This is a genomic window from Nocardia sp. PLKS1-43 (assembly GCF_059510335.1).
Genome location: NZ_JCAJZQ010000005.1, coordinates 355,097 through 368,196, shown reverse-complemented (window position 1 = coordinate 368,196; position 13,100 = coordinate 355,097). Strand labels below are relative to the sequence as shown.

Annotated in this window: 8 protein-coding genes; 7 read left to right on the top strand and 1 reads right to left on the bottom strand. The window is 69.8% G+C overall.

Annotation, left to right across the window (positions count from 1 at the left end):
• Nucleotides 1-150 precede the first annotated feature (150 nt).
• Together AC5WS7_RS21060 and AC5WS7_RS21055 are read left to right on the top strand one after the other, a co-directional pair.
• Nucleotides 151-1,728 carry an FAD-binding oxidoreductase gene (locus tag AC5WS7_RS21060; protein WP_495956445.1) on the top strand — a complete coding sequence of 526 codons (1,578 nt, stop codon included), beginning with the start codon at nucleotides 151-153 and terminating at the stop codon, nucleotides 1,726-1,728.
• Nucleotides 1,725-2,708: a diacylglycerol kinase family protein gene (locus AC5WS7_RS21055; RefSeq protein WP_495956252.1), complete on the top strand. Its 984-nt coding sequence runs from the start codon at nucleotides 1,725-1,727 to the stop codon at nucleotides 2,706-2,708. Before AC5WS7_RS21060 ends, AC5WS7_RS21055 begins: the two co-directional genes overlap by 4 nt.
• A gap of 9 nt (nucleotides 2,709-2,717) precedes the next feature.
• On the opposite strand, the gene AC5WS7_RS21050 is transcribed toward AC5WS7_RS21055, so the two are convergent.
• Nucleotides 2,718-3,089 carry a hypothetical protein gene (locus tag AC5WS7_RS21050; protein ID WP_495956251.1) on the bottom strand — a complete coding sequence of 124 codons (372 nt, stop codon included), beginning with the start codon at nucleotides 3,087-3,089 and terminating at the stop codon, nucleotides 2,718-2,720.
• A gap of 408 nt (nucleotides 3,090-3,497) precedes the next feature.
• On the opposite strand from AC5WS7_RS21050, the gene AC5WS7_RS21045 reads away from it, so the two are divergent.
• From AC5WS7_RS21045 to AC5WS7_RS21025, 5 genes are all read left to right on the top strand, one after another.
• Nucleotides 3,498-6,200 (top strand): valine--tRNA ligase, encoded by a 2,703-nt coding sequence (locus AC5WS7_RS21045; protein WP_495956250.1) that lies wholly within the window; start codon nucleotides 3,498-3,500, stop codon nucleotides 6,198-6,200.
• A gap of 74 nt (nucleotides 6,201-6,274) precedes the next feature.
• Entirely contained in the window at nucleotides 6,275-7,648 is a 1,374-nt protein-coding gene (gene folC, locus AC5WS7_RS21040) for a bifunctional tetrahydrofolate synthase/dihydrofolate synthase (protein WP_495956444.1), read from the top strand.
• On the top strand, nucleotides 7,645-8,034 hold the full coding sequence (locus AC5WS7_RS21035) for a DUF4233 domain-containing protein (protein ID WP_495956249.1): 390 nt from the start codon (nucleotides 7,645-7,647) through the stop codon (nucleotides 8,032-8,034). Before folC ends, AC5WS7_RS21035 begins: the two co-directional genes overlap by 4 nt.
• A gap of 308 nt (nucleotides 8,035-8,342) precedes the next feature.
• Complete coding sequence (gene ndk / locus AC5WS7_RS21030; RefSeq protein ID WP_067683967.1) at nucleotides 8,343-8,759, top strand: nucleoside-diphosphate kinase; 417 nt, start codon at nucleotides 8,343-8,345, stop codon at nucleotides 8,757-8,759.
• A 576-nt stretch (nucleotides 8,760-9,335) separates the two neighbouring features.
• Nucleotides 9,336-12,965: a translation initiation factor IF-2 N-terminal domain-containing protein gene (locus AC5WS7_RS21025; protein ID WP_495956248.1), complete on the top strand. Its 3,630-nt coding sequence runs from the start codon at nucleotides 9,336-9,338 to the stop codon at nucleotides 12,963-12,965.
• The last annotated feature ends 135 nt before the right edge of the window (nucleotides 12,966-13,100 follow it).

Genomic DNA, 13,100 nt, shown 5'->3' with positions numbered 1-13,100 from the left:
GATCACTTGTCGGGTCGGGCGCGGACGTCGACGGTCCGCACGTCGGCTGATTACTGCTTGACATTCTATGTAAGACTGTAACGCATGGTCGATGAACGGCAGGATTCGTCTTCTGCGGCAATGCCGGGCGAGTTGTCGTCCCGCCCGAGTATGGTGTGGGACGCCTGGGGCATTCCCTCCGCGCACGCGCCGCTCCCGGAAAAGATCCGGACCTTGCTGGTGCAGGTGTTCGGGGTGTCCGGTGATTCGATGGCGCGTCGCGATGAGGGCAACGTGCCATTGCGCGCCTCGGCCCTGTCGCAGGCGCACCTCGCGGGGTTGTCCGCGGTGGTCGGTGCGGATCAGGTCCGCACCGACCACCGCGCCCGGCTGTTGCGCGCCGGGGGTAAGAGCACTCCCGATCTGCTGCGCCGCCGGTCCGGCGAGCCGCAGGAGGCGCCGGACGCGGTCGTCTTCCCCGCGGACCACGGCGAGGTTCTGGACGTCCTGGGCTACTGCGCCGAGCGAGGGATCGCGGTGGTGCCCTTCGGCGGCGGCACCAGTGTCGTCGGCGGCGTGGATCCCGTTCGCGCCGGTTTCGAAACCGTTGTCGCCCTGGATCTTCGGCGGTTGACCAGCTTGACGGAGCTGGACGAGGTCAGCCACACCGCGACCCTGGGCGCCGGTCTGACCGGCCCGCAGGCCGAGGAACTGCTCGCGGCGCGCGGATTCTCGCTCGGGCACTTCCCGCAGAGCTTCGAATTCGCGAGTATCGGCGGATTCGCCGCGACCCGTTCCAGTGGCCAGGCCTCGGCCGGGTACGGACGTTTCGACGATATGATCCAGCGTCTGCGAGTCGCGACCCCGCGCGGCACATTGGATCTGGGCCGGGCACCGGCCTCGGCGGCGGGACCCGACCTGCGCGAGCTCTTCTCGGGTTCGGAAGGCACGCTCGGGGTGATCACCGAGGTCACGCTGCGGGTGCATCCGGTGCCGGAAACCGTTGGGTATCAGGCCTGGTCGTTCCCGGACTTCGCGACCGGCGCGGCCGCGCTGCGCACCGTGGTGCAGACCGGGGCCGCCCCGACCGTGCTGCGATTGTCCGACGAGGCCGAGACCGGCCTGAATCTGGCGCGCGCGGGCGATATCGGCGGCGCACCGGTGGCCGGATGTCTGGCCGTGACCACGTTCGAGGGCACCGCCGCCCACGTCGAAGCCCGCGGCGCCGAGGCGAACGCGCTGTTCGCCGCCGCCGGTGGGGTCGCGCTGGGCGAGGAACCCGCGCGGGAGTGGGAACGCGGCCGCTTCGCCGCGCCCTATCTGCGAGATGCGTTGCTGGATCACGAGATTCTCTGTGAAACCCTGGAAACCGCGTCCAGCTGGTCCGATCTCGCCGGGCTCAAGGCGAAAGTGACCGCCGCGCTGACCGAATCGCTGGGCGGGCAGGGCACCCCGCCGCTGGTCATGTGCCATATCTCGCACACCTACCCGACCGGCGCGTCACTGTACTTCACGGTCATCGCCAAACAACTCGACGATCCGATCACCCAGTGGCACATCGCCAAACGCGCGGTCGGCGATGCCATCGCCGTGTCCGGCGGCACCATCACGCACCACCATGCCGTCGGCCGGGACCACCGCACCTGGATGCCGGGGGAGATCGGCGACCTGGGCGTACAGGTGTTGCGCGCGGTCAAACAGACGGTCGACCCCGCCGGAATCCTCAACCCCGGAAAGCTGATCCCGTGAACGGACCCGCCGGGGTGGGTTCGGTACTACTGGTGACCAACCCGTTGTCCGGGCACGGTAAAGGACAGGCCGCCGCCGCCATGGCGGCGGCGCGGCTACGGGCGCGTGGTGTGGTGGTGGACGAGCTGACCGGAGCCAGCGCCGCGGAATCGATTCGCCTGGTTCGGGATCGGCTCGCCGGCGACACCGTGCCCGATGTGGTGGTCTGCGCGGGCGGCGACGGCCTGGTCTGCATCACCCTGCAGGCCATGGCCGGTACCGGCGTGCCGCTGGCCCTGGTGCCGGGCGGGACCGGTAACGATCTGGCCCGCGAACTCGGTGTGCCGCAGGACGATCCGATCTCGGCGGCGGACATCGTGCTGGGCGGCACGATCCGCACCATCGATCTCGGCGCGGCGCAGGTCCGGGCCCCCGAGCCTGGCGCGGCCGGAACGCGCTCGGCGGGAACGGGTTTCGGCATACCGGGGCCGATCAGGTTCGCGACCGTGGCGGGCACCGGATTCGATGCGCGGGTCACCCTGCGCGCCAATCGGATGCGCTACCCGAAGGGACGCCTGCGCTACACCCTCGCCGCCGTGACGGAGCTGGCCGGGCGGCTGGCCGTACCCTATCGCCTCGAATTATCCGGCGTGCCGGGGCAGTCCGTGGGTTCGGTCGTCGAGACCGAGGCGGTGATGGTCGCGGTGGGCAACGCGCGCAGCTACGGCGGCGGCATGCTGATCTGCCCGGACGCGGTGATCGACGACGGGCTGCTCGAGGTGACCGTGGTCGGCGCGATGCCCCGGCGAGATATGGTGCGCCTGCTTCCGGCTCTGTCCGCGGGACAGCGGGTCGATCATCCGGCCCTGAGCCAGTATCGCGCGGCAACCGTGGAGCTGCGGGCTCCGGACGCGCCGGTGACCGCGGACGGTGAGCCGGTCGGCGTGCTGCCGACGACCTTCCGCGCGTTACCGGGCGCCCTGCCCGTGCTCGTGCCCTGACCGGGAGTGCTACCAGATCTGCACCACGGCCAGTTCCGGGCCCGGCTGCAGAACCAGGGCGACCCGGCCGCCGGGCTTGTTCGCGGCCTCGTTGACGATGCTGGGCAGATCGGCCCGGATGTGGTCGCCGGTCCGCGGCAGTTGCGAACCGTGTCCGATGCCGACGGCGATGGCGTCGGCCGGCAGCGCCTGATCGATCAGGGCCGGGATCGGGCCGTTGGCGAACATCCGGGTCTCGCCGGGGTTCAGCTCCACCCCGACCCCGCCGGTCCGCGGCACGGTGACGGGAGTGAGCGCCGCGGCCGATCCGGCGCCGACGAATCCGGCGGTGACACCCGCCGCGGTGGCCACGGCGGCGATGACAACGGTCCGAGCACGCATGAGAATCCTCTTTCGACCCAATCCTCGATGAAGTGCGGGTTCGGACGAACCCACGGCTCGGTGCCGAATTTTATCTCCGCCGGCCCGAACGTGCGCGCTCACGAGAGACCGGTGCGCGGCCTCGGCCGGTGGCACGCCTGTGCGGCAATCTTGCACGAACGCAAAGGATTCGGTCCGAACCTGAGAATTCGATATGGAAACGGGAATACCGCGTGAATCGGCGGTAGCCTGAACCTTGTGGGCGGGGTTTTCGGTGTCCCTCATCCGCCGAAACCCCCGCCCTCTCGGGTATCCACACCCCCGTTCGGCGCGCGGGCGTGATCGCTGCGGAGCCGCCTGCGAGCCGATGTGGAACTGCTCCGCCGGGGCCGTCGTCCGGGCCGCGACCCAACTCCTTAGAATCACACGGTGACCAGCACAGCCTCTGAGAACTCACGAAATCGTGCCGATGCCCTCCCCAAGAGCTGGAATCCCGGCGACGTGGAGTCGGACCTGTACGAGGGCTGGGTAGCCGCTGGTTACTTCGCCGCCGACGCGAAGAGCGCGAAGGCCCCCTACTCGATCGTGCTGCCGCCGCCCAACGTCACCGGCAATCTGCACATGGGTCACGCCTTCGACCACACCATCATGGATCTGCTCACCCGCCGCAAGCGCATGCAGGGCTACGAGGTGCTGTGGCTGCCCGGTATGGATCACGCCGGAATCGCCACGCAGTCCGTGGTGGAGAAGCAGCTCGCGCGCGACGGGAAGACCAAGGAGGACTTCGGCCGCGAACTGTTCGTCGACAAGGTCTGGGATTGGAAGCACGAGTCCGGCGGCGCCATCCAGGGCCAGATGCGCCGCCTCGGCGTCGGCGTGGACTGGGCGCGCGACCGCTTCACCATGGACGAGGGCCTGTCCCGCGCGGTGCAGACGATCTTCAAGCGCCTGTTCGACGCGGGCCTGATCTACCGCGCCGAGCGCCTGGTGAACTGGTCGCCCGTGCTGAAGACCGCGATCTCCGACGTCGAGGTCAAATACGAGGACGTCGAGGGCGAGCTGGTCTCCCTGCGCTACGGCTCGCTCCGGGACGACGAACCGCACATCATCGTGGCGACCACCCGGGTGGAGACCATGCTCGGTGACACCGCGGTCGCGGTGCACCCCGAGGACGCGCGCTACGCGAGCCTGATCGGCACGACGCTCTACCATCCGATCACCGGACGGCAGATCCCCGTCGTCGCCGACGACTACGTCGATCCCGAATTCGGTTCCGGCGCGGTGAAGATCACCCCCGCGCACGATCCGAACGACTTCGAACTCGGCCTGCGGCACAACCTGCCCATGCCCACCATCATGGACAAGTCCGGCAAGATCGCCGATACCGGAACCGAATTCGACGGTATGGACCGCTTCGAGGCGCGGGTGAAGATCCGCGAACGCCTCACCGAGGAGGGTCGCATCGTCGCGGAGAAGCGGCCGTACGTGCACAGCGTCGGTCATTCCGAACGTTCCGGCGAACCCATCGAACCCCGGCTGTCCATGCAGTGGTGGGTGAAGGTGGAATCCCTGGCCAAGGCGGCGGGCGACGCGGTTCGCAACGGGGACACCGTGATTCATCCCGCCAGTCAGGAGCCGCGTTGGTTCGACTGGGTGGACGACATGCACGACTGGTGCATCTCGCGTCAGCTGTGGTGGGGCCATCGCATCCCGATCTGGTACGGCCCCGAAGGCGAGATCGTCTGCGTAGGGCCGGACGAGCAGGCCCCCGAGGGCTACGTCCAGGATCCGGACGTGCTGGACACCTGGTTCTCCTCGGGGCTGTGGCCGTTCTCCACGATGGGCTGGCCCGACGCCACCCCGGAACTCGAGAAGTTCTATCCGACAAGCGTTCTCGTCACCGGTTACGACATCCTGTTCTTCTGGGTTGCCCGGATGATGATGTTCGGCACGTTCGTGTCCGACGATCCGGCCATCACCGCCGGCAAACCGGCGGGCGTGCTGCAGGTGCCGTTCCGGGATGTGTTCCTGCACGGCCTGATTCGCGACGAATTCGGCCGCAAGTACTCCAAGTCCAAGGGCATCGGCGTCGATCCGCTGGTGTGGATCGACGAATACGGTGCGGACGCAACGCGTTTCACCCTCGCGCGCGGTGCGCAGCCCGGCAGTGACCTGTCCGTCGGCCCGCCGCACGTGACCGCCTCGCGCAGCTTCGTCACCAAGCTGTTCAATGCCACCAAGTTCGCGTTGATGAACGGCGCGGCCCCGGGTGAGATCGCCGACCGCGCCGCCCTCACCGATGCCGACCGGTGGATCCTGGACCGGCTGGAACAGGTTCGCGCGGAGGTGGATTCGGCGTTCGACCGGTACGAGATCGGTAAGGCATGCGAGGCGCTGTACCACTTCGCGTGGGACGAGCTGTGCGACTGGTACCTGGAGCTGGCCAAGGTGCAGTTCGCCGAATCGGACGAGCGTGCCGCGCACACCCGCACCGTGCTGGGCGCGGTGCTGGATTCGGTGTTGCGCCTGCTGCATCCGGTCATCCCGTTCGTCACCGAATCGCTGTGGCGGGCGTTGACCGGCGGGGCGGAAGGCGAGTCCATCGTCGTCGCGTCCTGGCCGCGGTCCTCGGGCGTCGCCACCGACGAGACCGCCGCGCGCCGCATCGCCGACGCCCAGCGCCTGATCACCGAGATCCGCCGTTTCCGCAGCGACCAGGGGCTGACCGACAAGCAGAAGGTGGCCGCCGCGCTGGTCGGCATCGACTCCGCCGACCTGACCGGGCTGTCGGTCCAGATCGCGAATCTGGCCCGGCTCACCGAGCCCGGCGACGATTTCAGCGCGACCGCATCGGTGCAGGTGCGGCTTTCCGCAGCGACCGTCACGGTCGAACTCGACACCTCCGGCACCGTCGACCTGGACGCCGAACGCCGTCGTCTGGAGAAGGATCTCGGTGTGGCGCAGAAGGAATTGACGAGCACCACGGCCAAACTCGCCAACGAGGCGTTCCTGGCCAAGGCGCCCGACGAGGTGGTCGCCAAGATCCGCACCCGCCGGGAGGTCGCCGAATCCGAAGTGGCGCGGATCGGCGCGCGGCTGGCGGAGATCGAGCGTCTGGCGGCGAAGAAGTGAACTCCGAACCGGAATTCCAGCGGGGGTCCTCGGAGCGGCTGCACTCCGGGCCCTCCCCGGTGGACCTGGCGGAGATGGCGCTGGTCGAGGCCGAACTCGACAAGCGCTGGGGCGAGACCAAACTCGAGCCGTCGCTGACCCGGATCGCGACGCTGCTGGATCTGCTCGGCTCGCCGCAGCACGCGTACCCGGCCATTCAGGTGGCCGGGACGAACGGCAAGACCTCGGTCACCCGGATGATCGACGCGCTGCTCACCGCGCTGCACCGGCGCACCGGCCGGATCACCAGCCCGCACCTGCAACTGGCCACCGAGCGCATCGCCATCGACAACGCGCCGATCAGCCCGGCGAAATATGTCGAGACCTACCGGGAGATCCAGCCCTACATCGAGATGATCGACCAGCGGTCCGAGGCCGCGGGCGGGCCGAAGCTGAGCAAGTTCGAGGTGCTGGTGGCGATGTCCTATGCGGCGTTCGCCGAGGCGCCGGTCGACGTCGCGGTGGTCGAGACCGGGATGGGCGGCACCTGGGACGCCACCAATGTCGTGAACGGCCAGGTCGCGGTGATCACGCCGATCGGCCTGGATCACATGGACTATCTGGGCCCGGACCTGACCTCGATCGCGGGGGAGAAGGCCGGGATCATCAAGAAGGCCCCCGAGGATCCGCTGGTGCCGCGCGATACCGTGGCCATCATCGCCGAACAGGACCCCGAGGCGATGGATGTGCTGCTGCGCCGCACCGTGGAGGCCGACGCCGCGGTCGCCCGCGAGGGTTCGGAGTTCCGGCTGCTGTCCCGGCGGACCGCGGTCGGCGGGCAGGTGCTCGAGATCCAGGGCCTGGGCGGGGTGTACGACGAGATCTTCCTGCCGCTGCACGGCGAACATCAGGCGCACAACGCCGCGGTGGCTCTCGCCGCGGTGGAGGCGTTCTTCGGTGCGGGTGCGGACCGGCAACTCGATATCGAGGCGGTGCGCGCCGGATTCGCGAACGCGATCAGCCCGGGACGGATGGAGCGCATGCGCAACGCGCCCACCATTTTCCTGGACGCCGCGCACAACCCGCACGGCGCGCAGGCCCTGGCCGCGACCCTGACCGAGGAGTTCGACTTCCGCAAATTGGTCGGCGTCGTCGGCGTGCTCGGCGACAAGGACGCCGCGGGCATCCTGGCCGCGCTCGAGCCGGTGCTGGACGAGGTCGTGGTCACCACGAACGGATCACCGCGCGCCCTGCCGGTCGACGATCTGGCCGATATCGCGGTGCAGCGATTCGGGGACGAGCGAGTGGTCACCGCGGCCACGCTCGCCGACGCGGTGGAGACCGCCATCGCCATCGCGGAGGAGGCGGGCGAGAGCGGGGAGCCGGTCTCCGGCGCGGGGATCGTCATCACCGGATCTGTCGTCACCGCGGGCGCCGCGCGTTCGCTGTTCGGAAAGGATCCCGCATGAGTGAGAAGCCGGTGCCGCCCCCGGCGACCGATCCGTGGAAGGGATTTCGCGGAGTGATGGCCGGTGCGCTGGTCCTCGAGGCCATCACCGTGCTGCTGGCACTGCCGGTGGTCGCCTCGGTCGGCGGCGGATTGAGCTGGTGGTCGATCACCTATCTGGTCGGCCTGGCCGTGCTGATGTTCCTCGGCGCCGGATTGCAGCGGCGTTCCTGGGCGATGCGGTTCAACATCGCCATGCAGGTGCTGCTCCTGCTCGGCACGTTCGTCCATCTGTCGATCGGCATCATCGGCGTGGTGTTCGTCGCGGTATGGGCGTTCATCCTGGTCCTGCGCGCCGACGTCAAGAAGCGGATGGACCGGGGCATGCTCCCCAGCCAGCGGGCCTGACACCCCGTCGGAGTCGCCCCGGCCTGCGTAAACCCGCCGAACGCGCACCGAATACGCCTGCTCCCAACGCAATCCGCGCGGACCGCCCTTGCGGGCGTGCCGATCGGTCGGCGAGCGTGTGGGTTCTGTATGCGGCCCCCGGATGAGCCCGATCCGCGGAACAACATATCGAAATCGCGCATGGGCGAAGCCCGGGTCTCGAGTGCTCAGCGGCGAGCCTTGCGGGCCGCGAACCCGCCCGAGCGAAGCGGACGCCGAAAACAGAGCCCGCGAACCCGCTGGAGCGAAGCGGAGGCAATAATGGCACGGTGACTGAACAGACGTTGATACTCATCAAGCCGGACGGCGTCGCGCGTGGCCTGGTCGGTGAGATCATCACCCGCATCGAGCGCAAGGGTTTGAAGATCGCCGCGCTGGAGTTCAAGCAGGTATCGCAGGAGCTTGCCGCGGCGCACTACGCCGAGCACGCCGAGCGGCCGTTCTACGGTTCGCTGATCGAGTTCATCACCTCGGGTCCGGTCGTGGCCGCCGTCCTCGAGGGCCCGCGCGCCATCACCGCCTTCCGGCAGATCGCCGGTGGCACCGATCCGGTCGAGAAGGCCGTGCCCGGCAGCATCCGGGGCGACTACGCCCTGGAGACGCAGTACAACCTCGTCCACGGTTCCGATGCGCCCGAGTCGGCCAAGCGCGAGATCGCGCTGTGGTTCCCGGAGTTCGCTCAGTAGTCGCCGGAGATATTCGCCGGAGTGGGGGCGATCCGGGCAGGCCCCGGAGTTCCGACCCACTCCGACTCCCGCAGCCACCCCGTCCGAGGAGCGGCGTTACCGCCTCGGCGGGTTCTCGCGCGCCCGTGCCCGACGTGGCTCCGGGCCTGTATCACGGTGCCCCTGCGGGCCGCGGACATGCCGGAGCGAAGCGCAGGCAATTGGACACGGAAGCCATTACCTCGGGAGCGTGTGGGATACTGGCAGTGGAAGTACTCGAGATCGGCCGCCCAGGCCGGTGCGAGCGCGACCGATGGCACCGCGGCTCGACGCCGATCATCGCTGCCCCGGACGGTTACCAAGACTCGGCCGTCCGGCCGCACGCTGGATGAGCGCTCGGACCCGGTGTTGGAGCCAACAGCCAGGCGCCGCGTGATCGGTTACCCGAACGACGACCGACAGGGTGACAACGGGTCACGCGGGGCGGAGACCACTTGGCCTTGCGTCCACGGGGCGTGAGGCGAACAGACAGCGCCCCCGCGTTGGCCGCGTCACTCTCGTTCGAGTGGGACGCGCCCGGGGGTCCGAGGAGATTTCGTGGCCGATCAAGAGCCGCAGGAAACGTCGCAGGATACGAATGGACACGCGCCGCAGCAGGCGCCAGGGGTAGGGGAGGCGGCGCAGTTGCCGGAACGTATCCGGGTACACGCGCTGGCGAAGCTGCTGGGAACCACCAGCAAACGCATTCTGGCCCATCTGACCGAGCTGGGAGCCGAGGCCCGCAGCGCGCAGTCGAGCCTGGATCGTACGGTCGCCGAGTCGGTGCGCGAAGCCTTCGTCCCCGCGGATCAGGCCCCGGAGCAGTCTCCGGCGGCCGCCGAATCCGGAACCGAGCGTCCGGCAGCGCGGGAAGGCGCCGAGTCGGTGGCGACCACTACCCCGGGCGCGGTGCCAGAAGCCGAGACCGGTGCTTCCGCTGAGGCGGCGGGCACTGTGTCCGATGCGGGAGTGAGCGGTTCCGAACCGTCGGCGGCTACGTCCGCGACCGGGGTGAGCAACGCCCCGGCGACGGGCACCGCCGAGTCGGTCGCGAGCCCGTCCGAGACAGTGCCGAGCACGGGCGCGGCAGCATCCGGCGGGGTCGCCTCGACGCCGGAAGGCGAGACCGCCGCGGCGCAGCCCGCGGCCGAGGCGGCGTCCGCTGCCGCGCAGCCCGAAACGCCCGCCGCGACCGCGCAGCCCGAAGCCGCGGCTCCGGTCGCACCGCCGCAGCGGCAATCGCTGTTCACCAGTCCCTTCCAGCCGGCACAGCCCCAGGCCGCCGAGCCGGTGACCTTCGAAGCGCCCGCGATGGTCGCCGCACCGCTGTTCCTGCCGCCCGACGCCGCGGCCGCGGAGGAGGCGCGCCGCCAGCGCCGGGCCGCCCGCCAGGCCAAGGCCGCCGAGGAGCAGGCCGCCGTCGAGGAAGCCGCCGCGCAGCAGGAGGCGGCTCACGCCGAATCCGCCGCGGACCGCGCCGGCGCCGATGACACCGCCACCACCGAGGCCGCCGAGTCCGAGACCGAATCGGGTGACTGGGAGGACGACCAGTCCCGGGAGGACTCCGAGGACGGCGGCCGTTCGCGTCGTCGCCGTCGCGGCCGTCGCGGCCGGGGCCGCGGCCGGGGCGAGCAGTCCGCGGACAGCGATACCGACGACTCGGACGATTCCGAGGACCAGGAGGAGTCGGCCGAGGATTCCGGCAGCACCGAATCCGAGTCGGCCGAGGACAGCGCCGAGGACAGCGATGCGGTGCCCGAGGGATCGACCCGTCGTCGCCGTCGTCGCCGCCGTCGCAAGGCCGGTGAGGATGCCGAGAACGAGGTATCCGAGGACGATCCGCCGAACACCGTCGTGCACGAGCGCGAACCGCGCAACAAGCGCCGGGTCGCCGCGTCCTCCGTGGACGAGGTGCAGGGCATCAGCGGTTCCACCCGGCTCGAGGCCAAGCGGCAGCGTCGCCGGGACGGTCGCGAGGCCGGGCGCCGTCGACCGCCGATCCTGACCGAATCGGAATTCCTGGCCCGCCGCGAATCGGTGGACCGGGTGATGGTGGTGCGCGAGAAGACGTTCACCGAGCATCCGAGCGCGGTCACCCAGGTCGCGGTACTCGAGGACAACGTCCTGGTCGAGCACTTCGTGACCAGCACCGGGTCGGCATCCATGGTCGGCAACGTGTATCTGGGCAAGGTGCAGAACGTGCTGCCCAGCATGGAGGCGGCGTTCGTCGACATCGGTCGCGGCCGCAACGGCGTGCTCTACGCCGGTGAGGTGAACTGGGAGGCCGCCGGGCTCGGCGGTAAGGAGCGCAAGATCGAACAGGCGCTCAAACCAGGCGACACCGTGCTGGTGCAGGTCAGCAAGGATCCGGTCGGGCACAAGGGCGCTCGGCTGACCACGCAGATCAGCCTGGCCGGACGTTTCCTGGTGTACGTGCCGGGCGGGACCTCGACCGGGATCAGCCGCAAACTGCCCGATACCGAGCGCAAGCGCCTCAAGGAGATCCTGCGCGACATCGTCCCGCAGGACGCCGGCGTGATCATTCGCACCGCTTCCGAGGGCGTGGCCGAGGCCGAGCTGGCCCGCGACGTCGAGCGGCTGCAGGCCACCTGGAAGACCATCGAGGAGCAGTCCAAGAACGGCTCGGGTGCGCCCAAGACCCTCTACGAGGAGCCGGACCTGCTGGTCAAGGTCATCCGTGACCTGTTCAACGAGGACTTCTCCAAACTCGTCATCGAGGGTGAGCGCTCCTGGACGACCGTCGAGAACTACATCCGCACCGTCGCGCCGGATCTGCTGACGCGGGTGCAGCGCTACGACAACGACAGCGTCGACGTTTTCGGCAGCTTCCGGATCGATGAGCAGCTGTCCAAGGCGCTGGACCGCAAGGTGTGGCTGCCCTCGGGCGGCACCCTGGTCATCGACCGCACCGAGGCGATGACCGTCATCGACGTCAACACCGGCAAATTCACCGGCGCCGGCGGCAGCAACCTCGAGGAGACGGTCACCCGCAACAACCTCGAGGCGGCCGAGGAGATCGTGCGCCAGATGCGCCTGCGGGACATCGGCGGCATGATCGTCGTCGACTTCATCGATATGGTGCTCGAATCCAACCGGGACCTGGTGCTGCGCCGGCTGACCGAGGCGCTGGGCCGCGACCGCACCCGCCATCAGGTGTCCGAGGTGACCTCGCTGGGCTTGGTGCAGATGACCCGCAAGAAGCTGGGTACCGGGCTGGTCGAGGCGTTCTCCACCACCTGTGAGCACTGCCACGGCCGCGGCATCCTCGTGCACGACTACCCGGTGGAGTCCGCCCCCGCCGAAGAAGGTGTCGGCCGCCGTGAGGGCCGTCGCCGTCGCAAGGACAAGGACAAGGCCGGTACGCCCGCGCCCGCCGCGGCGCAGGCGCCCGCGGACGCGCATGCCGAGGAGGACGCCGCCGCCAAGCGGGCGCATCCGGTGGCGTTGGCGATGGCCGCGCACCACGGTGACGAGACAGAGGCGCGGGCGGACGCGGTGACGCCGGAGGTGTCCGCGGAGCCGGAGACGGCGGCGTCCGCGCCGGAGCAGACCGCCGAGCGGCCGTCACGCCGACGCCGTTCCAGGTCCGGTCGCGAGGCGGCACGAGAACTGGCCGCGCGCGCGAACGAAGCGGCGGAGGCCGGGGATTCGGATCGTGCGCGGGAGCCGGTGGCCGGCGGCGGTGCGGCGATCGAGCCGGAGTCCGGCGAACCGGCACAAGCCGATCGTTCCGACCGCACGGGTGAGTCCGTACCGGTTGTTGCTGGTGACGCGGCGCGAGTGGTCGATGCCGAGCCGGACGGCGAGCCCGCGCGATCGAGTGCGGTCGATGAATCGGCCGGTCCGTCGCGGACGCCCGAACCGGCTGCGCCGACGATCTCCGCCGAGCAGTTGGTCGCGGACCACGACGACGCCGCCGATCAGGCCCTGGACGGCTCGGACAGCGCACAACCCGAACCGCCCCGCAAGGGGCGTCGTCGGGTGGCCCGCTCTTCGGCGGCGCTCAGCACGGACAGCGCCGCGGCGGTATTCGTACTGTCCAGCTCCGACCAGACGGAAAACTCGGCGGCTTCGGTGACGGACTTCACACCGGTGGCGGTGCCGCGCAGTCGTCCTCGCCGCCGCAGTGCCGGGCGGGCCGCGGGCGCGCCGGAACAGGGCGAGTGAGCCGGCCGATCGGCTGAGTGGTTGGTCACAGCCGGCCTGCCGGCAGCGGGGCCCGGGCAGCCAGTGCCCGGGCCCCGCGCTCGGTGTCGGCCGGTCGAGGCACACCGTGCCGCCGCGTCGAGCCATCCGGGTCCC